The organism is Streptomyces sp. NPDC058240, from assembly GCF_042882135.1.
Classification (GTDB): domain Bacteria; phylum Actinomycetota; class Actinomycetes; order Streptomycetales; family Streptomycetaceae; genus Streptomyces.
In genome coordinates, this window is record NZ_JBHVWT010000003.1 from 96,208 (window position 1) to 116,397 (window position 20,190).

Below are 20,190 nucleotides of genomic sequence, written 5' to 3' on the forward strand. Positions count from 1 at the left end.
GGGCGGGTGCGGCGCCGGACCCCCTGTCATCGGACGTCTCCGCGTCACAGCCCCGGCGCCCCCCACACCGGGAACCACCGGGCCAGGTCCTTCTCCATCCGCAGGTCGTCCCCGAGTACCGCTCTGACCTGCAACTCCAGCTGGTTGTCCCGCTTCTCGGCGCCCCCGGGCACGGGGGCGAAGGGGTAGAACGTGCCGCGCTTGAAGAGGTAGACCAGGGCCAGCGGACGGTCCCGCTCGTCCCGGAAGCCGATCAGGGAGCAGAGCAGGTGCGGCCCGAACCCGCCGTCCTGGAGCAGGGTGTTGACCGCGTGCAGGTCGTTGACCAGCGTGGCGGTGTCGTCGGCCGGGCGGCGGGAGAGCAGCCAGGTGTAGCCGTACGTGTCCTGGCTGAACTCCACGGGGATTCCGCCGCGGCCGGTGTCGGCGTCGAGCAGTTCGCGTACGTCCTGCTGGAGGCGGGCGAAGGTGCCGCCCTCGACGCCCGCGAAGCAGACCGAGCCGAGACCGGTCGGCGTGAAGCCCGCGCCGGCCTGGAGGGTGAGGGCGGCGGAGGGGACGGCGAAGAGCTGGTCGAGGTCGGGACGGACCGGCTTGCTGCGGCCGAGGATGGTGTCGAGAAGACCCATGGGCGCTCCTCCGGGCGTTGCTTGTCGGGTGTTCCTTCGGGTGTTGCCTCGGGCGTTTCTCACGGACGGGCGAGGTCGGCGGAGATGCGGGCCAGCTGGTCGAGGCGCTGTTCGAGGGTCGGGTGGGAGGAGAGCAGCCGGCTCAGGCTCTCCTTGGAGGAGAACGCGGGGACGAAGTAGAAGGCGTTGTACGGCTCCGCCTTGCGCAGGTCCTCGGTCGGGATGCGGGCCATCTGGCCGCTCACCTTGGTGAGGGCGGAGGCGAGCGCGGAGGGGCGGCCGGTGAGCAGGGCGGCGGTGCGGTCGGCGGAGAGCTCGCGGTAGCGGGAGAGCAGCCGGGTCAGCAGGAAGCTCAGGGCGTACACGACCGCGCTGACCAGCGGGATCAGCATGATCGCGATGCCGATGGGGTCATTGCTCCGGCTGTTGCGGGAGAGCCCGCCCCACAGGGCGACCCGGGTGACGATGCCGGCGAGCACGCCGAGGAACGAGGCGATCGTCATGACGGCGACATCGCGGTGCGCGACATGCGACATCTCGTGCGCGAGCACACCCTCCAGCTCCGCGGGCTCCAGTCTGCGCAGGAGCCCGGTGGTGGCGCAGACGAGAGCGGTCTTCTCGCTGCGGCCGGTCGCGAAGGCGTTCGGCACGTCGCTCTGGGCGATGGCCACGCGCGGTTTCTGCATATTGGCAAGAGCGCAAATCCGGTCGACGGCGCCGTGCAGCTCCGGCGCCTCCTCCGGGGTGACTTCACGGGCTCCCATGCTGAACGCCGCGATGCGGTCGCTGAACCAGAACTGCGCGATGAACATGCCACCGACGAGAATCAGAATGATCGGCCAGGCGCCGCGCAGCACGGCGAGCAGTACGCCGACCAGGACCACGTACAACAGGCCGATCAGAAACATGGTGCCGACCATGCGTGTGGTCAACCCGCTGTCCGGGGCGTAACGGGAACGGGTTCGGGAACGGGTTCGGCTCATCGTCGCCTCCAGTCGCCCTAGTGCCTTCCATCTTGCCCCTTTCGTATGGAAAGCGGAGATAAGTGATGCGGGGGAGAGGTGCGGGGGAGATGTGGGGGGAGCGGCGGGGTGGAGATTCCGTGCGGTGGCTCGGTATGTGTCAGGCGAATGGGTGCCTCGAAATGCCCGCTCGGCCCGGCGGACGGACAATGGATCTCTCCGAGGACATTTGGCCGAACAACACCTAGACCCATTAGGTGCCTGAGGCATCTAGTGGTCGGAGATCGGATAGGACTCCCCCATCTCTTTGCGAGGTCCGCCATGGCAGACGCCGAGACCGTCTCCTTTCCGCAGAACCGCACCTGTCCTTATCACCCGCCGACGGGATATCGCAGTGAGCACCGGGGGCAGCAGCCGGTGTCCCCCGCTCGGCTCTTCGACGGCCGTACGGTGTGGCTGGTGACCGGGCACGCCGAGGCACGTTCGCTCCTGGTGGACCAGAGGCTGTCGTCCAACCGGGAGAACCCCGAGTTCCCGTTCTTCGCCGAGCGGCTGGCCGGGACCACCCTGCGGCGCGTCGAACTGCTCGGCGTCGACGATCCGGAGCACAACGTCCAGCGCCGGATGCTGATCCCGAGCTTCACGGTCAGGCGGACGGCCGCGCTCCGGCCGCAGATCCAGGAGACCGTGGACCGGCTGCTCGACACGATGGTCGAGCAGGGCCCGCCGGCCGATCTGGTCGAGGCCTTCGCCCTGCCCGTGCCCTCCATGGTCATCTGCGCGCTGCTCGGGGTGCCCTACGACGACCACGAGTTCTTCCAGGCACAGTCGCGCAAGCTGCTCCGCGGCCCGGCGTCCTCGGACGTCGAGTCGGCTCGGGAAGCGCTCGACGAGTACTTCCGGGTGCTGATCGAGCAGAAGCGGGCCACCCCCGGCGAAGGGCTGCTCGACGAGCTCATCGTCCAGCAGCTGGAGACCGGGGCCGTGGACCACGACGAGCTGGTGCGGCTGGCCCAGATCCTGCTCATCGCCGGGCACGAGACGACCGCGAACATGATCTCGCTCGGTACGTTCACGCTGCTCCAGCATCCCGACCAGCTGGCCCGGATGCGCGAATCCGACGGTCTGATGCCTTCCGCGGTCGAGGAACTGCTCCGCTTCCTGTCGATAGCCGACGGGATTTCGCGGGTGGCCGTTCAGGACATCGAAGTGGGCGGGGTGACCATCCGTGCGGGGGACGGCGTCATCCTGACCACGTCGGTGATCAACCGGGACGAGACCGTGTATCAGTCACCGGACGAGCTGGACCTCGGTCGGAACGCGCGCAATCACGTCGCTTTCGGGTTCGGAGTCCATCAGTGCCTGGGCCAGAATCTGGCACGGGCCGAGCTGGAGATCGCGCTGCCCGCGCTTTTCGACCGCCTTCCCGATCTGCGGCTGGCGGTACCCGCCGAGGAAATCCCGTTCAAACCGGGTGACACCATCCAGGGCCTGCTCGAACTGCCCGTGACCTGGTGATCGGAAACATGGTGATCGAAACACGGTGATCGGGGCGCGGTGATCGAAACACGGTGTCGGAACATGGTGATCGGAACATGGTGATCGAAATGCGACCGGAAGGTTCTGCTGGGATGCAGATCAGTATCGACAGGGACCGGTGCATCGGCGCCGGCCAGTGCGCGCTCACCGCACCGAAGGTGTTCACCCAGGACGACGACGGGTTCAGCGAGCTGCTGCCCGGCTACGAAGCGGCTCTCGACGGCGCCACGGTGAAGGAGGCCGTCCGCGTCTGCCCGGTACAGGCGATCACCTTCGACTGACGGGCCGCCGGACCGTGCCCGTACGGCCGGGGCCGTGCGGGCACGGGCGGGCCGGGGGCAGCCTCTCAGGGCCAGAGCAGTTCCCGGGTCCAGGCCGTGCCCCGCCCGCTGTATCGCAGCCGTACGTGCCGGCGCGCCGCGTCGCCCTGGAAGAACTCGACCTCCCGCGCCTCGACCACGTACCGGGTCCAGCTCGCGACCTCCGCGTCCGGCTCGGCCCGCGCCCGCTCCCAGGCGGCGTCGGCGGTGCGGGTCAGCTCCTCCCGCGAGCCCAGCACCTCGCTCTGCGACCCGGTCAGCGCCGATGCGAGCGCCCCGGTCGAGCGGGCGTGCAGATCGGCCCGGCTCTCGGCGGGCGTGCATGCGGTGACCGGCCCCCGCACCCGTACCTGCCGGCCCTGCACCGGCCAGTAGAAGCCCAGCGCCGCGTACGGCCGGGCGGCGAGCTGGCGGCCCTTCGCACTGGTGCGGTGGGTGGCGAAGTGCCAGCCGCGCTCGTCCGCGTCGTGCAGCATCAGCGTCCGCACGTCGGGGTGCCCCTCGGTGTCCGTGGTGGCCAGCGACATCGTGTGCGGCTCCGCCTGCCCGGCGGCCACCGCCTCGGCGAACCAGCAGTGGAAGAGGGGGAGCGGGGCCGGGGGCGCGGTGGCCGGGTCGAAGCCGGGCAGCTCCACGTCCCAGACGCGCTGGGCGTGGAGCAGGTCCAGGAAGCTCTGGTGTGCGTCGGTCATGCCCCCATTGCAGCGCATGGCCGGGTACGGGGCGGGCCCCGCCCCTCACCCCCGCCCCAGCACCACCGTGGCCGACGAGCAGAACCAGCCGCCCGTCCCCGATGCCACCGCCAGTTCCGGGAGTCGGCCGCCGGCCCTGCGCACCTGGCGTTCGCCCGCCTCGCCGCGCAGTTGGCGTACCGCCTCCACCAGCAGGAACAGCCCGCGCATCCCGGGATGGCAGGCGGACAGGCCGCCGCCGTCGGTGTTCACCGGCAGCTCGCCCGTCAGCCCGGTCCGGCCCTTCTCCACGAACGCACCGCCCTCGCCCTTCGCGCAGAACCCCAGGTCCTCCAGTGTCACCAGCGTCATGTAGGTGAACGCGTCGTAGATCTCGGCGAGATCGATGTCCGCGGGCCGCACCCCCGCCCGTTCGAACGCCAGCCGGCCCGAGACCGCCGCGGGGGAGACCGTGAAGTCGTCCCACTCGGACATGGTGGAGTGCGAGACGTGCTCACCCGTGCCGAGGATCCACACCGGCGCCTTCGCCGTGTCCGGCACGTACTCCTCGGCGGCCAGCAGCACCGCGCAGCCGCCGTCGCTGCGGATGCAGCAGTGCAGTTTGGTGAACGGGTCCGCGATCATCGGCCCCGACAGCACGTCGTCCACCGTGACCGGGTCCCGGAACATCGCGTCCGGGTTGGCCGCCGCGTTCGCCCGTGCCTGGACCGCGACCTCCGCGAGCTGCTCCAGGGTCGTCCCGTACTCGTGCATGTGACGGCGGGCGGCCATCGCGTACTTGGCGATCAGCGAGTGCCCGTACGGCACCTCGAACTGGAGCGGGCCGCGAGCCCCGAAGGAGAGGTTGGAGGTCCGGCGGCCCGCCTTGATGTCCGCACGCGCCGTCGACCCGTACACCAGCAGTACGGCATTGGCGTGGCCCGCCGCGATGGCGTCCGCCGCATGGGCCGCCATCACCTCCCAGGTCGAGCCGCCGACCGCGGTGGAGTCCACCCAGGTGGGTTTCAGGCCCAGGTACTCGGCGACCTCGACCGGGGCGAGCGTGCCGAGTCCGGCGGAGGCGAAACCGTCGACGACGGACCGGTCCAGCCCCGAATCGGCCAGCGCCCGGCGGGCGGCCTGGGCGTGCAGGGCATACGGCGTGGCCGTGTCGACGCGTCCGCAGTCGGCGAGGGATATGCCGACGACAGCGACCTTGCGGTGGGAAGAAGGCATGAATCTGACGGTACATCAGATCGGTGACGGGGGGACCGTCCGGTGGAACGGGGATCCTCCGATCCCTCCGGCCCCGGGCCGGGGATCTTCCGGCCCCCGCCGACCCCTCCCGTGCGCGACTCTGGGCATCTCGGGGATTCGCCCCTAGCATGACGCACCGTCAGATCGGGGGCCGGAGGTCCCTGAGGGGAAGGAGTCCGACGATGGATGCCGCCTTCACCGCGGAACAGGACGAGATCCGCCGCACCTTGCGCGAACTGCTGGCCGCACGCTGCGCACCCGACGACGTCCGGAACGCCGTGGGCACCGCCGACGGGTACGACGCGGACCTGTGGCGACGGCTCGCCCAGGACCTCGGGCTGCCCGGACTCGCCCTCCCGCAGGAGTACGGAGGCGTCGGCTGCGGCCTCACCGAGCTCGCCGTCGCCTGCGAGGAGACCGGCCGCGCCCTGCTGCCCTCGCCCTTGATCGCCACCGCCGCGCTCGCCGCGCCCCTGATCGCCGCACTCGGCACCGATGCCCAGCGCACCGCCCTGCTGCCGCGCATCGCGGCCGGTGAGCTGACCGCGGCCCTGGCCGTCCCCGGCGGCTCGCTCGCCACCGCCCTCGGCCTCATCGGCGACCCCACCGACGGTGCCTGGGCGGGCGGCGGCCGGGCGGGCGGCATGCAGGCCAGGCCGCTCGCCGGTGCGGAGGGCTGGCGGTTGTACGGGGAGGCCGACCGGGTCCTCGACGGGCACAGCGCCGGACTCCTCCTGGTCGCGGCCCACGCCGGAGGCTTCCCGCGCAGCCGTACGCTCCTCTTCCTGGTCCGTCCGGAGACGGCGGCCGGAGTCGTCCGCACCCGCCGCACCTCGCTCGACGAGACCCGCCCGCTGGCCCGGATCGAACTCCGCGACACCGAGGCAGAACTCCTCGGCGCGGACGACACCGCGGACGTCACCGGCGCACTCGCCTCGGCCGGCCACCCGGTTGCCGCGCTGCTCACCGCGGAGGCGGTGGGGGCGGCGGCGAGCGCGCTGGACAGGACGGTCGAATACGTCAAGGCGCGCGAGCAGTTCGGCCGGGCGATCGGCTCCTTCCAGGCCGTGAAGCACCGCCTCGCGGATCTGTACGTACAGGTGCAGGCGGCCCGCTCCGCGGCGTACTACGCGGCCTGGGACCCGGCCACCGCCGGGGGGCTCGCCCTCGCGCAGGCCCTGGAGGCGCTCCGGGTCACCACCGCCGGGGCCGTCCAGCTGCACGGCGGGCTCGGCTTCACCTGGGAACACGAGGCGCATCTGTACTTCAAGCGGGCCGCGGCCGACGAATTGCTCTTCGGCCCCGTCCACCGGCTCCGCGACCACGCGGCGCAGCGGGCCGGGCTGTTCGCGCCATCGCCGTCGGGGGCGCCACCGTCGGGAGCACCGCTGCCGGGAGCACCGCTGTCGGGGGCACCGCACCCCGCCGCCCCGGGACCGGCCGAACAGGTGGCGGTCTGATGGCGCCCGGCGTCCGGCTGATGCAGAAGGTCTCCGCCACCCGCGCGTTCGCGAGGATCGCCCCGCATGTCGTCCCCGCCATGGACCGTACGGTGCACCGGCTCACGCGCGGCAAGGTGCTGCTCAGTGCCCGGATGCTGCCGGGGCTGATCCTCACGGTGCCGGGGGCGAGGAGCGGGCAGCTCAGAACCACTCCGCTGGCCTGCATGCCGGAGGAGGGGGCGGAGCAGAGCTGGATTCTGGTCGGCAGCAACTTCGGCCGTACGGGGCACCCGGCCTGGACCGCGAATCTGCTGGCCGGTCCGGACAAGGCGGTCGTCAACTGGCGGGGCCGGGACATTGCGGTGCACGCCACGCTGCTGGAGGGTGCCGAACGTGAAGCGGTGTGGCGGGCGGCGCTGAAGTTCTGGCCGCCGTACGCGACTTACCAGGCGCGGATCGACCGGGAGATCCGGCTCTTCAGGCTGCGCGGGCGGGACGGCTCCTGAACACGGTCCGGGTGCACCGACGGCGGACCACACGCGTGGCCCGCCGTCGGTGAGACAGGACCTGGAGCGCCCGGGACGGCCGCGCGATACCCGGTGGGGAAGGGGCCGTCGGCGCCGGTGCTACCTCGTCGGCTTCTTGCCGGTGATGCCCAGATGCACCAACAGGGCAAGATTCGGCTTGAGTTCGGCCTGCTTCACGCCCCAGGTCGTGAAGCCCTTCTGGTGCGAGGCGACGGCGGCCAGCATCGCGACCAGGGAGCCCGCCATCGCCGCGGCGCTGACCTCCTTGTCGACCTTGCCCTTGGCCTGGAGCTCCTTCACCGAATCGGTGAGGGAGTTGGTGACCGAGTTCAGGATCTTCATGCGGATCTTGTAGAACCGCTTGTCGCCCTCGGCCGCACCGAGGTCGACCACGCGCAGGATCGCGTCGTGGTGCCGCCAGAAGTCGAGGAATCCCTCGACGAGTTCTTCGGCCGTCTGCCAGCCGGCCTTGCCGACCCAGGAGCGGCCGGCGACCAACTCGGTCAACCCGGCGCCCTCCTTGGCCATTTCCTCGGCGATTTCGAGGACGGCGCCCTCGACGTCGGGGAAGTATTGGTAGAAGGTCGCGGGTGAAGTCCCCGCCTTCCGGGCGACGTCGATGACTTTGACGTCCCGGTACGGCGAGGAGCTGAGCATCTCGCTGAGGCAGTCGAGCAGCTTCTGCCGCGTCGCCTGTCCGCGTCGACCGGCCACGCGGCCGTCGACGGTGCGCACTTGTCCTGTCATGCCGTCAGCTTACCGAGGGGTGATCGGAGCGCGATTCGGCCGACTGCAAATGGGGATCACCGCAGACGCGGTGGGGGGAGTGGCCGGATTTCGACGTATGCGCACCACGAGGCGATAAGTCTTATCAACAGCCTGTGGATAACTTCCGTGGATAACTTTCCGTGATGCCGTGAGCATGGAACTCTTCCGTCGAGGTTCTATCGAAAATCAGTTCGATGTGAACGGTCGGAGCGCGATGCGGGCGACCCGCGGTTACGTTTGCTGTGACGAGCGTCACTGCCACGTACCGCGAGCGACGCGGGATCACGGAAGGACCCGGGCCCATGGCCGCATTCGCGCGATCCGCGCCGTGCTGGGTGGATGTGCAGCTGCCCGACCTGGAAGCGGGCAAGCGCTTCTACGGTGAGCTGTTCGGCTGGACCTTCCGGGCCGGTGAGGGCCCGTACGCGGACGCCTTCAGCGGCGGGAAGCTCGTCGCCGCGCTCGCCGCCAAGCAGGACGGCCGGATGCCCACCGCCTGGGGGATCTACTTCGCCACCGACGACATCGTGGCGTCCGTCGCCCGGATCAGGGAGGCGGGCGGCCAGGTGATCACCGAGCCCGTCCGGGCCGGCCGGGCCGGAGTGCTCGCCCAGGCGGCCGACCCCGGCGGAGCGGTCTTCGGACTCTGGCAGGCCGGTGACCGCGAGGGCTTCCAGAAGCAGAACGAACCCGGCTCCTTCTGCTGGACCGAGGTCTACACCCGCCAGAAGGACCGGGTGGACGATTTCTACGAGCAGGTCTTCGGCTTCCAGGGCACGGAACTCTCCCCGGGGCCCGAACCCGACGACTCCGGCACGGGCGAAGCGGGCGGGGGCGAAGCGGGCGCGGCCGGTTCCGGTCCCGGCTTCCGGATGTGGTCCCCGGCGGGCACCGAGCCCGGACCGGACACCGCGGTCGGCGGCCGCAGCGTCATCACCGACGCGTTCCCGGCGGAGATGCCCAGCTACTTCCTCAGCTACTTCGCCGTCGAGGACTGCAACAGCGCCGCCGGGAACGCCGTACGCCTCGGCGGCCGTATCTCCGCGCCGCCCTTCGACATCCCGTACGGGCGGATGGCGGTCCTCCAGGACGATCAGGGCGCCCTTTTCGCCGTACTTCAGCCCCCTGTGTCCGAGAAGGCGACAGAGTGAGCTGTGACACCCCGATCCGCCCCCGGGTTCGCAACCAGGGCCTCAGCCAGGAAGAATCGGGGCTGCGCACCGCCGGGTGGTGCCCAGTGGTGAGACGCCGTACAGGGCGGGTTTTCGCGGGCTTCTGTTCCTGAGGCCCGTACGGGGAGGTGGCAGGGCAAGTGGTGGAGCAGCTGACGCAGCACGACCCGAGGCGGATCGGCCCGTTCGAGGTGCTGGGACGGCTCGGTGCCGGTGGCATGGGGCTGGTCTATCTCGCCCGCTCGGCTTCGGGCCGACGCGTGGCGATCAAGACGGTCCGTACGGAGCTCGCCGAGGACCAGCTGTTCCGGGTCCGCTTCACGCGCGAGGTGGAGGCCGCCCGCGCCGTCAGCGGCTTCTACACGGCCGCGGTGGTGGACGCCGACCCGCGCGCCGCCGTGCCGTGGCTGGCCACCGCCTATGTGCCGGCCCCCTCGCTGGAAGAGATAGTGAGTGAGTGCGGGCCCATGCCGGTCCAGGCGGTGCGCTGGCTGGCCGCCGGGATCGCCGAGGCGCTGCAGTCGATCCACGGCGCGGGGCTCGTCCACCGCGACATGAAGCCGTCGAACGTGCTCGTCGTCGAGGACGGCCCGCGGGTGATCGACTTCGGGATCGCGTCCGGGGTCTCCAACACCCGGCTGACCATGACGAACGTCGCCGTGGGCACGCCCGCGTACATGTCGCCCGAACAGGCCCGGGACTCGCGCAGCGTCACCGGTGCCAGCGATGTCTTCTCGCTCGGCTCCACGCTGGTCTTCGCCGCCACCGGCCACGCCCCGTTCCACGGTGCCAATCCCGTCGAGACGGTCTTCATGCTGCTGCGCGAGGGCCCCGATCTGGAGGGCCTGCCCGGTGAGCTGCGGCCGCTGATCGAGTCCTGCATGCAGATGGACGCCGGGCTGCGGCCCACCCCCGCCGACCTCCAGTCCCAGCTCGCCCCGCACCTCTTCGCCTCCGGCGGCGACGACAGCGGTACGGCCTCGGCGTGGCTGCCGACCTCCGCCACCGCGATGATCGAGCTGCGCCGCGGCGGACGGAAGACCGCCGCGCCCGCCCCGGTGCCGCCGCCGCCCCAGCAGCCGCCGGGCGCCGACCGGGACCCCGCCTGGCGCAGCGGCGCCGATCTGCGCTCCTCGGCCGCCGGACCGCCCGCGCCCGACGCGGGCGGTCCGGTGCGGCTGCCCGGCGCGAAGGTGCCGATCGGCCCCGGCCCGCGGGCCCAGGACGTACGGACCGCCGCCACGGCCACCGCGGACGCCGGTCCCGCGACCGGCTGGGTGCGCCCGCCCGTCGGGGTGACCGGCTCCGCCCAGGCCGCCCCCGCCCCCGTGCCCGGACCCGCGCATCCGCCGGAGCCCCCGCCGCCCGGCCCGGACCGCTGGCGGCCCTGGCGGTTCCGGATGTCCAACGACGTGTGGGGGACGCCCGTCGTCGCCGGGGACCTCCTCTACGTCACGTCGTTCGAGGTGCACGCCCTGGACGTCGGCAACGGGCGGCGCCAGTTCAAGACCCGGGACGTGGCCTGGGTGATGGCCGTCGAGGGCGGCCGTATCCACGCCTCCGACGGGCCGTCGCTGTATGCCCTGGACGCGACGAGCGGTGCCGAGCGGTGGCGGCTCCAGACGGATGCCTGGGTCTACTCCCTCAAGGCCGACCGAGGCACCGTCGTCACCGGAACCCGCGGCGGCGGCGTCCAGGCCTGGGAGGCGTCCACGGGCGAGAAGCTGTGGGAGAGCGGCGGCGTACAGACCGACTTCGAGACGGCGGAGGCCGGACCCGCGATCCACGACGGCACGGTCTACCTCTGGCAGAACGCCCGGCTGCGCGCCGTCGACGCCCGCACCGGCATCGAGCGCTGGTCGTACCCCATCGGCGACGCGGCCTCCTGCGGCGGTGTGCCGGTCCGGGTGACCGCGGCGCCGGACGGCTTCGTCTACGTCAGCGCGGGGGCCCGGGTCCTGGCCGTGGACAACGCGTCCGGGCACGTGCGCTGGCACTTCGAGTCGCCCGCCGTCTTCCTCTCCCCGCCCGCGTTCGCGCCCGGCCCCGCCGTCACCGGCGGCGGCGTGTACCTCGCCGACTACCTCGGCACGGTGTACGCGATCGACGCCTCGACCGGCAAGGACCGCTGGCGCATCGCCACGGAGGCCCGCCAGTCGATCGAACCGGTCCTGGTGACGGCCGGAAACGTCCACGTCGGCAGCGGCAGCGCGCTCTACACGCTCGACGCGGTCACCGGCACCCCGAAGTGGCGGTTCGCGGCGGGCGGCGAGGTGGTGGGCGCCCCGGTGGTCGCCGACGGCCGAGTCCACTTCGGCTCCGCCGACCATGTCCTGTACACCCTGGACGCGGCGGGCGGCCAGCTCCGCTGGAAGCTGGCGACGGGCGGCGAGATCACCGGTTCGCCGGTGGCGCAGGGCGGTGTCGTGTACGCGTGCAGCAAGGACCGCTGCGTGTACGCGCTGGACGCGCTGAAGGGAACGGGCACGGGCAGCCGGGCCAGGGCGTAGGTCGCGTCGGGCCCGACAGCCTCTCAGCGGCGCGGGCGCCCCTCCGCGTCCGGGCCCTCGTCCGGCACGACGGGATACGGGGCCGTGTCCCGGTCCTCCGGAGCGGGAGCCGGAGTCGAGCGCCGGTCCGCCGGATCCGGCCCTGTGTACAGCTCCGGTTCGGGCTCCGGCAGCGTGCTCGTCTGCACGGACGGTCCCGGCTCCTGAGTCGGCGGCCAGGTGTCCGGGTTCTCCGAGCCGGGCGCCGCGTACGGCTCGTTGCGCGCCCTGCGGGCAAGTCGGCCCCCGGCACCGCGCCGCCCGGACATCACCACCGCCCCCAACAGCAGCAGCACCCCGCCCGCCGCCGCCTCGGCCACGCCCCACCCCGGCCCGGAACCGTCGCCCGCGACCGTCAGACTGCCCACCGACTCCCCCTGGCGCACCATCCACAGCACGGTGAACCCCAGCACCACCACACCCGAGGCCGCCACCAGCAGCCGTGATCGCAGCACCACACCGACCACCGCCAGCAGGGCGGCGAAGAGGAACGCGAGCAGGATCGAGCCCAGCGGTCCGGGCCGGCCGGCGGTGAGGCCGGTGAACAGTTCGTCGATCCGGTAGTGACGCCCGAGGCGACCGTCGTACCAGTCACGGAAGGGGCTCAGCACGGCGGCCGCCGCTCCGGCGAGAGCGAGCACCGAGCCCAGGACGTTGCGGATCATCATCGGCCTCCTGCGCGTGCGCGGACCGGCGTCACAGCTCTGCACCGCTCTCGGGCTCGACGCTACGCCCGGCCCCTGGCCCCCGCCACCTTGCGCTAGCGTGACGCACGGTCGTTCGACAACTGCAGAAACGGACAACAACACAAGGGGGGCTGCATCGATGATGCGGCAGCACATAAAGCTTTCCGCGGTACTGGTCGTGGTGGTACTCGCACTCACCGGTTTCTCGACCTCCAGCCACGGCGGCCGCAGCGGCAAGAGCAAGAGCGGCGGTTCGAGCAGCAGCAGCGGCGGCGGTGGCTGCTCCAACTCCGAGAAGAGCAACGGCAACTACCACAGCAGCGACTACGACGACGACGATTACGACTCGTCGAGCAGCTCCTCCGGCGGTACGGACTATGCGACGGAGACCCCGAGCGCCACGGCGTCCGATGAGCCCCAGGCGGACATCTTCCGCTGCGCCCAGCCCCGCAAGGGCAAGCGCAAGGCCGTCACCACCTCCACCGTCAGGCTCACCGCCAACGCCTCCGGCTCGCACACCTACAAGGTCGAGGTGGCCTTCCTCAACGCACGCGGCAACGCCATCGACATCGGCTACGCCACCGTGGACGTCGTGGGCGGCGAGACCGAGACCGTCTCCGTACGGATGGACGACCCGCGCAAGGTCTCCAAGGTGAAGAAGTGCCGGGTCGAGGCCGAACTGACCTACTGACCCGCAGGCCGGTCCGCCGGTCGGTCCGCCGGTCGGACCGTCAGCCGACCCGTCAGCGTGTCCGGAACTCGCCTGTGCCCCGCCCCCGGAACAGTCCGGCCTGCCGCTCCGGTGGCAGATTCCCGAGCGCGATGAGGTGCGGGGCGTGGGCCATGGCCTGCGCCCTGGCCGCCTCCCGCGCGGACCACACCGCCCGTACCGTCCCCTGCACCGCCTGAGTCGGGTACGAGGCGATCGCGCCCGCCGCCCGCAGCGCCGCGTCCACCGCGCCGCCGGGTGCCGTCACCTCGCTGACCAGCCCGGTCTCGTACGCGCGGCGGGCCGAGATCCGTTCGGCCGTCCCCATCAGCGACATCCGGGCCACCTCGCCGAACGGCATCCGCTGCGCCATGGAGATCGCCTCGTACGCGCTGACCATGCCGTACGTCGTGTGCGGGTCGAAGAACGTCGCCTCCTCGGACGCGATCACGAACTCCGCCTCGCCCAGCAGATAGAACGCCCCGCCGCAGGCCATTCCCTCCACGGCCGCGATCACCGGCTTCCACAGGTCGTTCGCCTTCGGCCCGATCGTGAGCAGCGGATCGTCGATCGTGTACGGGGACGAGGGCTGCGGCACGTCCGCGTCCCGGTCGATCCCCGTACAGAAGGCCCGGCCGCCCGCACCGGTGAGGACCACGGCACGCACCCCGTCGTCGAAGCGGAACGCCCGCCAGGCGGCGGCCAGTTCGGCGGCCGTGGCCAGGTCGATCGCGTTGTGCTTCCCGGGCCGGTCGAGCGTGACGAGCGCGACCCCGGTCTCCTCGTCCGTCTCCGTACGCAGCGCCATCGCCCCTCACCTCTCCAGCAGCCAGCGCACCAGGGTCGCCCCGGGACCGGCCGGGCAGAACACCGCCCGCACCGGCGCACCGATCCGCAGCCGCGCGGGATCCACCGAGTCCAGCGGGGCGTCCGGACCGCTCACCACATTCCCGACCAGCCGGATCTGCGGGGCGTCCGCCAGCTCGACCACGACGGCGTTGTACGGGGCCTGCGCGGCGTACGCGGGCAGCAGCGGCGGATGCGGCAGTACGTAGGACCAGATGCGGCCGCGTCCGCTCATCGGCCGCCACTCGCTCTCGAAGGACCGGCAGTGCGGGCAGCACGGCCGGGGCGGGAAGCGGAGCCGTCCGCACTCCGGGGCGGCGCACGCCTGGACGCGGAGTTCACCGCGGGCCGCGTACTCCCAGAAGGGGGCGCCGTCCTCGTCCACGACGGGCAGCAGCAGAGCATCCATCCCGGTCAACTCCCTCAGCTCCTCAGCAGTACGGCGGATGTGGGAACGCCCTCACCGGCGGTGACCAGGCACGTCCCGGCGCCCGGGACCTGGGCCGTGGAGATGCCGCGCAACTGCTTGACGCCCTCGTTGATCAGGTTGAAGCCGTGCACGTACCCCTCGCTGAGCCCGCCGCCCCCGGTGTTGATGGGCAGCCGCCCGCCGCTCTCCAGCGCCCCGCCCTCGGTGAACGCGGCGCCCTCGCCGCGCCCGCAGAAACCGTAGCCCTCCAGGGAGAGCGGGATGAGCGGGGTGAACGCGTCGTAGATCTGCGCCACATCGACATCGTCCGGGCCGAAGTCGGCCTGCTTCCACAGTTGCCGGGCGGCCGTCCAGGCCGGGCCGGTGAGCGGGTCGTCGTTCCAGTAGTTGACCATCCCGTGGTGCTGGGCGGGCAGCCCCTGGGCGACGGAGTGGATGTACACGGGCTTCTGCCGGCAGTCGCGGGCCCGCTCGGCGGAGACGATGACGCAGGCCAGCGCCCCGTCCGTCTCCAGACAGTTGTCGAAGAGGCAGAGCGGCTCGCTGATCCAGCGCGAGGTCATATACATGTCGCGGGTCAGCGGCCGTTCGTACATCACCGCGTCCGGGTTCTGGTTGGCGCGGTTGCGGCAGGCGAGGGCGACGTTGAAGAGATGGTCGCGGGTCGCCCCGTACTCGTGCATGTACCGCCGTGCCAGCATCCCGATCTCGTCGGCCGGCCGCAGTAGTCCGTACGGGCGGGTCCACTGGGCGGGGGTGGGCAGCTGCACGGCGGTGTTCTTCCAGGGCCGGGGCCCCGACCCCCGCTTCCGCGACCGCCAGGCGACCCCGACGCCCGCCTGCCCCGTCGCCACGGCGGCGGCGAGATGCGCGATCGTCGCGCAGGAGCCGCCGCCCCCGTACCCCACCTTGCTGAAGAAGGTGACATCGCCCGCCCCGATGGCCTTGGCGATCTCGACCTCGTCGGTCTCCTCCATCGTGTACGAGGCGAACGCGTCCACCTCCGACGCGTCGATGCCCGCGTCGTCGAGCGCCGCGACGATGGCCCGGCAGGCCAAGGTCTTCTCGGATTCCGGCAGTTGTTTCGCGAAGGCCGTCTGTCCTATGCCGGCTATCGCTGCCGCGTCCTTGAGTGCCGTCACCGCCGCCTCCCAGGCCGTCATGACTGCTGACAGCGGCTGAGGCTACAGCTAATCTGACGGATAGTCAGCTACTGCGTCAGGAGGGCGAACGATGCGCGGCGACGAGGAGTGGGGCAGCATCCCGAAGCTGGTACGGGCGGCGGCGCGGCGGTACGGGGACCGGGAGGCGGTCGTCGACGGCCGCACCCGGATCTCGTACGCCGAACTCGGCGACCGCGTGGAGCGGGCCGCCGCCGCGTGCATGGCCTCGGGCGTCGAACCGGGGGACCGGGTCGCGGTCTGGGCCCCGAACACCCTGGACTGGATCGTCTCCGCGCTGGGAGCGGTGACGGCCGGTGCGGTCCTCGTCCCCCTCAACACCCGCTTCAAGGGCGCCGAGGCGGCGTACATCCTGCAACGCAGCCGGGCGAAACTCCTCTTCGTCACGGGAACCTTCCTCGGCACGTCGTACGTGGCGTCGCTGCGCCGGGCGGAGGCCGAACTCCCCTGCCTGGAAAAGGTGGTGGTGCTGGCGGACGCCGCCCCCGACGACTACGTCACCTGGAAGGACTTCCTGGCGTCGGGGGAGGGCGTGTCCGGCGCGGCGGTACGCTCCCGCGCCGACGCCATCGCCCCCGCGTCCCCCTCCGACATCATCTACACCTCGGGCACCACGGGCCGGCCCAAGGGCGCCGTCATCACCCACGCCCAGACCCTGCGCTGCTACGCGATCTGGAGCGAACTGGCGGATCTGCGCGAGGGCGACCGCTATCTGATCGTGAACCCGTTCTTCCACACCTTCGGCTACAAGGCGGGCATCATCGCCTGCCTGATGCGGGGCGCGACGATGGTCCCGCAACCGGTCTTCGACGTGGACACGGTCCTGGCCAACATCGCCGCCGAACGCATCTCGGTCCTGCCCGGCCCGCCCACCCTCCACCAGTCCCTCCTCGACCACCCGGCGCGCTCCGCCCACGACCTCTCCGCCCTCCGCCTGGTGGTGACGGGCGCGGCGGTGGTCCCGCTGAAACTGGTGGAGCGCCTGCGCGCGGAACTCCACATCACCACGGTTCTCACCGCGTACGGCCTCTCCGAGGCGAGCGGCATCGTCACGATGTGCCGCCGGGGCGACCCGGCCGGGACGATCGCCTCGACGTCCGGCCGGGCGATCCCGGACACCGAGGTCTGCGTCCTGGCCGCCCCCGGCGCGCCCGGCGAGGTCCTGGTCCGCGGCTTCCACGTGATGCAGGGCTATTTCGAGGACCCGGAGACCACGGCCGCCGCGATCACCCCGGACGGCTGGCTGCACACCGGCGACGTGGGCGTCCTCGACGAGGCGGGCAACCTGCGGATCACCGACCGGATCAAGGACATGTTCATCGTCGGCGGCTTCAACGCGTACCCGGCCGAGATAGAACAGCTCCTGGGTCTGCACCCGGACGTGGCCGACGTCGCGGTGATCGGCGTCCCCGACCCCCGCCTCGGCGAGGTGGGCAAGGCGTACGCGGTGCGCAGGCCGGGCGCGACGGTGACGGCCGACGACCTGATCGCCTGGTCCAGGCGCGAGATGGCGAACTACAAGGTCCCCAGGGCGGTGGAGTTCGTGACCGAACTGCCGCGCAACGCCGGCGGCAAGGTGGTGAAGGGGGAGCTGCGGGGGCGGGGGTAGCACGGGGAGGGCTCAGAGGCTGTCGGACCCGGCGAGGGCGAGAACCTCGCGGAGCGTTGGTCAGTCCGTCGTGGGCCGGGTGCGTCGGGCGTAGGCGCGGGCTGCTCGGGCGCGGTCGCCGCAGCGGATGGAACACCAGTGGCGGCGACCGTGCCGCAGGAGGTAGCGGTTGCAGGGGGCGGAGCCGCAGGCGGTGAGCCGTTCGGCGTCGGGGCCGGTCAGCAGGTCGGCGGCGTCGGCGGCGAGGACCGCGAGGGCGTGCTCGACGATCTGGGTGACGGGGTGGGCCGTCTCGCGGTACAGGCCACGGGTGGGATCCCAGTGGAGCAGGGAAGCGGCGGGGGCCCGGGTGAGCGCGTTGTTGACGGCGGTCAGTGCCCCGGCGGGGGCGGGCAGCCCGGCGGTGTGGGCCGCGAGCAGGGCGCGCACCTGTTCGCGCAGGGAGCGCAGCAGGGTGGTGCACATCTCCATCATTCCGGTGTCCGCCGGGGCGAGGCCCCGGTCGACGAGCCACTGTTCGGCGGCGCCCGGGGTGCCGAGGAGATCGATGCAGTGCCCGCCGGGCAGGGCGATGGTGCTGTTGGCGAGGTCGAGGGCGGGGTACTGCTCGGCGCCCGGTGCGGGCGGCAGTGGTTCGGCGGTCACGATCTCCTTCATGGTTCTCATGGTACGGCTTGCCTGTATGCGTGAGAAGTGCTTACAGTGACTCACGGATAAGTCACCCTCTATCCGTGAGGATCTATTTCGTGTCTGCCACCAGCCCCACCAGTGAGCAGTTCCCCGTCCGCGTCTTCGGCGGCCCGACCGCCCTCTTCGAGTACGGCGGCCTGCGGTTCCTGACCGACCCGACCTTCGATGCCCCCGGCGACTACCAGGCACCCGACGGCCCGCTCCTGGCCAAGACCGCGCCCTCCTCCGGCAGCCCCGCCGACCTCGGCAGCGTCGACGTGGTCCTGCTCTCCCACGACGAGCACGCCGACAACCTCGACAACTCCGGCCGAGCCCTGCTGGCCGACATCCCGCTCACCCTCACCACTCCCGGTGGCGGGCGGCGCCTGGGAGTCCGCGCCAAGGGGCTGGCCGACTGGGAGTCCATCGAGCTGGACCGCCCCGGCGGCGGCACCGTCACCGTGACGGGCGTGCCCGCCCTCCACGGGCCCGGGACGCGCGAGGAGGTCGAGACGATCCTCGGCCAAGTCGTCGGCTTCGTGCTGACCGGGGAGGGTCTGCCCACCGTCTACGTCAGCGGCGACAACGCCTCCCTCGGCCTGGTCGAGCAGATCGCCGAGCGCTTCGCCCCCGTGGAGACCGCGATTCTCTTCGCCGGTGCTCCCCGCTTCCCCGTGATCTTCGACGGCGAGCCGATCGTCCTGGACAGCGCGCAGGCGGCCGAGGCCGCCAGGATCCTCGGTGCCCGCCGAGTGGTCCCCGTCCACTACGACAGCTGGGCCCACTTCACCGAGGGGCGTGACGAACTGGTAGCCGCTTTCACCGCCGCCGGTCTGGCCGACCGCCTCCGGATGGACTGAGCGCCAACTGAGGGGAACAGGGCGCCGGGATGTCCGGTGTGTCGGTATGGTGATGGGTATGGCAACCAAGAAGTACACGGTCACGCTGCCGGAGGAGCTCGCGGAGGAGATCCGCAGCGAGGTGGGTCCGGGGGCGTTCAGCGCGTATGTCACCCATGCCATGGAGCGCCAGCGCGAGCACGACCGGCTGGGGGAGCTGGTGGCGTGGATGCAGGAGAAGGGCGGGCCGCCCACCGAGGAGGAACAGGCGGCTGCCGCGTCGGAGATGCGCGACATCGAGCGGTGGTTCGAGGACCGGGAGTCCGGTGCGCAGGGCGGGGCGACGGCTGCGTGATGTCCGATCTCTGTTTCGTGCTGGACAGCGAGGCCCTGTCGAGGGCGGTGCGCCGTGAGCGTGCCATGTCGGCCACGCTCGCCAAGGCCCATCAGATGGGCGCCCGGGTCGTGACCGGCTCCATGACCCTCATCGAGGCGTACCACAGCAGGATCCGGCGCTCGGAGTGGAACTGGGCCATGTCCCGCATCGTCGTCGAGCCCGTGACCAAGGAGGTCGCGGACGAGGCGATCGGACTGCTGGCGGACACAGGTCTGCACGACCACAAGTACGCCATCGACGCGGCCCTCGCGGTGATCGCGGGGCGGCAGCGGGGGCGGGTGGTGGTCTTCACCTCGGACGAGGACGACATGGGGAAGCTGTGCGGGGCGGGGGTGCTGGTCCGGGGGCTCCAGGGGTGAACGCGGAGAGGGGCACGAGCCGGTGGCTCGTGCCCCTCTGCCGGTGGTGGCTGTACGTCCCCCCGGACGTACAGCGGCCGCGACGGCTCCCCCTCCGCGCCGCCGCGGCCGCCTCCCCGTCGAGTGACGTTCAGGCCTTCTCGGAACCCGCGTGGTTCTCCTGCGTCTTGAGGAGGTTCTTCGGCGTGCTGCCGGCGTGGTTCTCCAGGGTCGTGATGTCCTCGGTCACGCTGCCTGCGTGGTTCTCCAGCGGCTTGACGGCGCTGTCACCGCTGCTCGGGCTGCCGGCGTGGTTCTCCTGAGTGGTGGCGCCACCGGTCTTCGGCTTCAGTGCGTCGCTCATGCCTGTCAACTCCCAGAGATCTTGCTTGCTCGGTCGGCGATGCCCGTCCGGCGACTCCCCCGTGGGCCGTCGGACGGGCATGTCAGGGCCGTTCACCCTAGCGGTGTGGTCCCCCGTGCAACCCGCCTGCCCCCCGACGCGACGGATCGATGGGCTTAAGAATGACGAGTGGCGATAAACGTTCGATGAACGCCGACGGCTCTCTGCCGGTTCCGGTGCCTCAGAGCCTGTCGGGTGACCTCTGATCGGGCGGCCACGCCCTGGCACGCACGCTCTCCGATCGAAG

22 protein-coding genes are annotated in these 20,190 nt (G+C 71.5%); 11 read left to right on the plus strand and 11 right to left on the minus strand.

Annotated elements, in window-relative coordinates; all coding sequences use genetic code 11:
* Positions 1-44: 44 nt before the first annotated feature.
* A complete protein-coding gene (locus ACFVX4_RS08210) occupies positions 45-629 on the minus strand; it encodes a hypothetical protein (protein WP_389973211.1) in 585 nt (194 codons plus the stop codon).
* A 59-nt stretch (positions 630-688) separates the two neighbouring features.
* A complete protein-coding gene (htpX, locus tag ACFVX4_RS08215; protein ID WP_389973214.1) occupies positions 689-1,612 on the minus strand; it encodes a zinc metalloprotease HtpX in 924 nt (307 codons plus the stop codon).
* 300 nt (positions 1,613-1,912) lie between these two features.
* Here htpX and ACFVX4_RS08220 point away from each other — a divergent pair, with 300 nt between their 5' ends.
* Positions 1,913-3,109 (plus strand): cytochrome P450, encoded by a 1,197-nt coding sequence (locus ACFVX4_RS08220; protein WP_389973217.1) that lies wholly within the window; start codon positions 1,913-1,915, stop codon positions 3,107-3,109.
* Positions 3,110-3,222: 113 nt separating this feature from the next.
* A complete protein-coding gene (locus ACFVX4_RS08225) occupies positions 3,223-3,411 on the plus strand; it encodes a ferredoxin (RefSeq protein WP_389973220.1) in 189 nt (62 codons plus the stop codon).
* A 65-nt stretch (positions 3,412-3,476) separates the two neighbouring features.
* On the opposite strand, the gene ACFVX4_RS08230 is transcribed toward ACFVX4_RS08225, so the two are convergent.
* Together ACFVX4_RS08230 and ACFVX4_RS08235 are read right to left on the minus strand one after the other, a co-directional pair.
* On the minus strand, positions 3,477-4,142 hold the full coding sequence (locus tag ACFVX4_RS08230; RefSeq protein WP_389973223.1) for a pyridoxal 5'-phosphate synthase: 666 nt from the start codon (positions 4,140-4,142) through the stop codon (positions 3,477-3,479).
* A 45-nt stretch (positions 4,143-4,187) separates the two neighbouring features.
* Positions 4,188-5,357, minus strand: a complete 1,170-nt coding sequence (locus tag ACFVX4_RS08235; RefSeq protein WP_389973226.1) for an acetyl-CoA acetyltransferase — start codon at positions 5,355-5,357, stop codon at positions 4,188-4,190.
* 203 nt (positions 5,358-5,560) lie between these two features.
* On the opposite strand from ACFVX4_RS08235, the gene ACFVX4_RS08240 reads away from it, so the two are divergent.
* Together ACFVX4_RS08240 and ACFVX4_RS08245 are read left to right on the plus strand one after the other, a co-directional pair.
* Entirely contained in the window at positions 5,561-6,838 is a 1,278-nt protein-coding gene (locus tag ACFVX4_RS08240; protein WP_389973229.1) for an acyl-CoA dehydrogenase family protein, read from the plus strand.
* Positions 6,838-7,326: a nitroreductase family deazaflavin-dependent oxidoreductase gene (locus tag ACFVX4_RS08245; protein ID WP_389973232.1), complete on the plus strand. Its 489-nt coding sequence runs from the start codon at positions 6,838-6,840 to the stop codon at positions 7,324-7,326. Before ACFVX4_RS08240 ends, ACFVX4_RS08245 begins: the two co-directional genes overlap by 1 nt.
* Positions 7,327-7,446: 120 nt before the next feature.
* Here the strand turns inward: ACFVX4_RS08245 and ACFVX4_RS08250 are convergent, their stop codons facing one another.
* Complete coding sequence (locus tag ACFVX4_RS08250) at positions 7,447-8,094, minus strand: TetR family transcriptional regulator (RefSeq protein WP_124717053.1); 648 nt, start codon at positions 8,092-8,094, stop codon at positions 7,447-7,449.
* Positions 8,095-8,417: 323 nt separating this feature from the next.
* Here ACFVX4_RS08250 and ACFVX4_RS08255 point away from each other — a divergent pair, with 323 nt between their 5' ends.
* Both ACFVX4_RS08255 and ACFVX4_RS08260 read left to right on the plus strand, forming a co-directional pair.
* A complete protein-coding gene (locus ACFVX4_RS08255) occupies positions 8,418-9,266 on the plus strand; it encodes a VOC family protein (RefSeq protein WP_389973235.1) in 849 nt (282 codons plus the stop codon).
* A gap of 164 nt (positions 9,267-9,430) precedes the next feature.
* Positions 9,431-11,797 carry a PQQ-binding-like beta-propeller repeat protein gene (locus ACFVX4_RS08260; RefSeq protein ID WP_389973976.1) on the plus strand — a complete coding sequence of 789 codons (2,367 nt, stop codon included), beginning with the start codon at positions 9,431-9,433 and terminating at the stop codon, positions 11,795-11,797.
* A 23-nt stretch (positions 11,798-11,820) separates the two neighbouring features.
* Here the strand turns inward: ACFVX4_RS08260 and ACFVX4_RS08265 are convergent, their stop codons facing one another.
* The gene (locus tag ACFVX4_RS08265; protein ID WP_389973979.1) at positions 11,821-12,501 is read right to left on the minus strand and encodes a hypothetical protein; all 681 of its coding nucleotides are present in this window, start codon (positions 12,499-12,501) and stop codon (positions 11,821-11,823) included.
* A gap of 160 nt (positions 12,502-12,661) precedes the next feature.
* On the opposite strand from ACFVX4_RS08265, the gene ACFVX4_RS08270 reads away from it, so the two are divergent.
* On the plus strand, positions 12,662-13,213 hold the full coding sequence (locus ACFVX4_RS08270; RefSeq protein WP_389973238.1) for a hypothetical protein: 552 nt from the start codon (positions 12,662-12,664) through the stop codon (positions 13,211-13,213).
* Positions 13,214-13,265: 52 nt separating this feature from the next.
* Here ACFVX4_RS08270 and ACFVX4_RS08275 read toward each other — a convergent pair whose 3' ends face one another.
* From ACFVX4_RS08275 to ACFVX4_RS08285, 3 genes are read right to left on the minus strand one after another with little or no spacing between them, the layout of a single operon-like run.
* Entirely contained in the window at positions 13,266-14,039 is a 774-nt protein-coding gene (locus ACFVX4_RS08275) for an enoyl-CoA hydratase/isomerase family protein (protein WP_389973241.1), read from the minus strand.
* A gap of 6 nt (positions 14,040-14,045) precedes the next feature.
* Positions 14,046-14,486 carry a Zn-ribbon domain-containing OB-fold protein gene (locus ACFVX4_RS08280; protein ID WP_385325390.1) on the minus strand — a complete coding sequence of 147 codons (441 nt, stop codon included), beginning with the start codon at positions 14,484-14,486 and terminating at the stop codon, positions 14,046-14,048.
* Between the two features lie 14 nt (positions 14,487-14,500).
* Positions 14,501-15,649 (minus strand): lipid-transfer protein, encoded by a 1,149-nt coding sequence (locus ACFVX4_RS08285; RefSeq protein WP_389973982.1) that lies wholly within the window; start codon positions 15,647-15,649, stop codon positions 14,501-14,503.
* Positions 15,650-15,740: 91 nt separating this feature from the next.
* On the opposite strand from ACFVX4_RS08285, the gene ACFVX4_RS08290 reads away from it, so the two are divergent.
* On the plus strand, positions 15,741-17,297 hold the full coding sequence (locus ACFVX4_RS08290; protein ID WP_389973244.1) for a FadD3 family acyl-CoA ligase: 1,557 nt from the start codon (positions 15,741-15,743) through the stop codon (positions 17,295-17,297).
* Between the two features lie 60 nt (positions 17,298-17,357).
* Here ACFVX4_RS08290 and ACFVX4_RS08295 read toward each other — a convergent pair whose 3' ends face one another.
* Positions 17,358-17,963, minus strand: coding sequence for an ABATE domain-containing protein (locus tag ACFVX4_RS08295; RefSeq protein WP_389973247.1), 606 nt, complete (start codon positions 17,961-17,963; stop codon positions 17,358-17,360).
* Positions 17,964-18,043: 80 nt separating this feature from the next.
* Between ACFVX4_RS08295 and ACFVX4_RS08300 the strand changes: the two genes are divergently transcribed.
* Genes ACFVX4_RS08300 through ACFVX4_RS08310 form a run of 3 tightly spaced genes read left to right on the plus strand, consistent with a single transcriptional unit; the run spans position 18,044 to position 19,561 of the window.
* Entirely contained in the window at positions 18,044-18,826 is a 783-nt protein-coding gene (locus ACFVX4_RS08300) for an MBL fold metallo-hydrolase (protein WP_389973250.1), read from the plus strand.
* A gap of 58 nt (positions 18,827-18,884) precedes the next feature.
* Positions 18,885-19,160: a hypothetical protein gene (locus ACFVX4_RS08305; RefSeq protein ID WP_389973253.1), complete on the plus strand. Its 276-nt coding sequence runs from the start codon at positions 18,885-18,887 to the stop codon at positions 19,158-19,160.
* Complete coding sequence (locus ACFVX4_RS08310) at positions 19,160-19,561, plus strand: PIN domain-containing protein (protein WP_389973256.1); 402 nt, start codon at positions 19,160-19,162, stop codon at positions 19,559-19,561. Before ACFVX4_RS08305 ends, ACFVX4_RS08310 begins: the two co-directional genes overlap by 1 nt.
* Before the next feature lie 130 nt (positions 19,562-19,691).
* On the opposite strand, the gene ACFVX4_RS08315 is transcribed toward ACFVX4_RS08310, so the two are convergent.
* On the minus strand, positions 19,692-19,904 hold the full coding sequence (locus ACFVX4_RS08315; RefSeq protein WP_389973259.1) for a hypothetical protein: 213 nt from the start codon (positions 19,902-19,904) through the stop codon (positions 19,692-19,694).
* Positions 19,905-20,190 lie beyond the last annotated feature (286 nt).

What these genes read in the sequence shown, in the direction of transcription:
- ACFVX4_RS08270 (WP_389973238.1), top strand. Translation starts at nt 12,662, where the DNA reads ATGATGCGGCAGCACATAAAGCTTTCCGCGGTACTGGTCGTGGTGGTA.
- ACFVX4_RS08210 (WP_389973211.1), bottom strand. Translation starts at nt 629, where the DNA reads ATGGGTCTTCTCGACACCATCCTCGGCCGCAGCAAGCCGGTCCGTCCC.
- ACFVX4_RS08235 (WP_389973226.1), bottom strand. Translation starts at nt 5,357, where the DNA reads ATGCCTTCTTCCCACCGCAAGGTCGCTGTCGTCGGCATATCCCTCGCC.
- ACFVX4_RS08255 (WP_389973235.1), top strand. Translation starts at nt 8,418, where the DNA reads ATGGCCGCATTCGCGCGATCCGCGCCGTGCTGGGTGGATGTGCAGCTG.
- htpX (WP_389973214.1), bottom strand. Translation starts at nt 1,612, where the DNA reads ATGAGCCGAACCCGTTCCCGAACCCGTTCCCGTTACGCCCCGGACAGC.
- ACFVX4_RS08230 (WP_389973223.1), bottom strand. Translation starts at nt 4,142, where the DNA reads ATGACCGACGCACACCAGAGCTTCCTGGACCTGCTCCACGCCCAGCGC.
- ACFVX4_RS08305 (WP_389973253.1), top strand. Translation starts at nt 18,885, where the DNA reads ATGGCAACCAAGAAGTACACGGTCACGCTGCCGGAGGAGCTCGCGGAG.
- ACFVX4_RS08295 (WP_389973247.1), bottom strand. Translation starts at nt 17,963, where the DNA reads ATGAGAACCATGAAGGAGATCGTGACCGCCGAACCACTGCCGCCCGCA.
- ACFVX4_RS08275 (WP_389973241.1), bottom strand. Translation starts at nt 14,039, where the DNA reads ATGGCGCTGCGTACGGAGACGGACGAGGAGACCGGGGTCGCGCTCGTC.
- ACFVX4_RS08290 (WP_389973244.1), top strand. Translation starts at nt 15,741, where the DNA reads ATGCGCGGCGACGAGGAGTGGGGCAGCATCCCGAAGCTGGTACGGGCG.
- ACFVX4_RS08250 (WP_124717053.1), bottom strand. Translation starts at nt 8,094, where the DNA reads ATGACAGGACAAGTGCGCACCGTCGACGGCCGCGTGGCCGGTCGACGC.
- ACFVX4_RS08280 (WP_385325390.1), bottom strand. Translation starts at nt 14,486, where the DNA reads ATGGATGCTCTGCTGCTGCCCGTCGTGGACGAGGACGGCGCCCCCTTC.
- ACFVX4_RS08225 (WP_389973220.1), top strand. Translation starts at nt 3,223, where the DNA reads ATGCAGATCAGTATCGACAGGGACCGGTGCATCGGCGCCGGCCAGTGC.
- ACFVX4_RS08315 (WP_389973259.1), bottom strand. Translation starts at nt 19,904, where the DNA reads ATGAGCGACGCACTGAAGCCGAAGACCGGTGGCGCCACCACTCAGGAG.
- ACFVX4_RS08265 (WP_389973979.1), bottom strand. Translation starts at nt 12,501, where the DNA reads ATGATCCGCAACGTCCTGGGCTCGGTGCTCGCTCTCGCCGGAGCGGCG.
- ACFVX4_RS08245 (WP_389973232.1), top strand. Translation starts at nt 6,838, where the DNA reads ATGGCGCCCGGCGTCCGGCTGATGCAGAAGGTCTCCGCCACCCGCGCG.
- ACFVX4_RS08220 (WP_389973217.1), top strand. Translation starts at nt 1,913, where the DNA reads ATGGCAGACGCCGAGACCGTCTCCTTTCCGCAGAACCGCACCTGTCCT.
- ACFVX4_RS08240 (WP_389973229.1), top strand. Translation starts at nt 5,561, where the DNA reads ATGGATGCCGCCTTCACCGCGGAACAGGACGAGATCCGCCGCACCTTG.
- ACFVX4_RS08310 (WP_389973256.1), top strand. Translation starts at nt 19,160, where the DNA reads ATGTCCGATCTCTGTTTCGTGCTGGACAGCGAGGCCCTGTCGAGGGCG.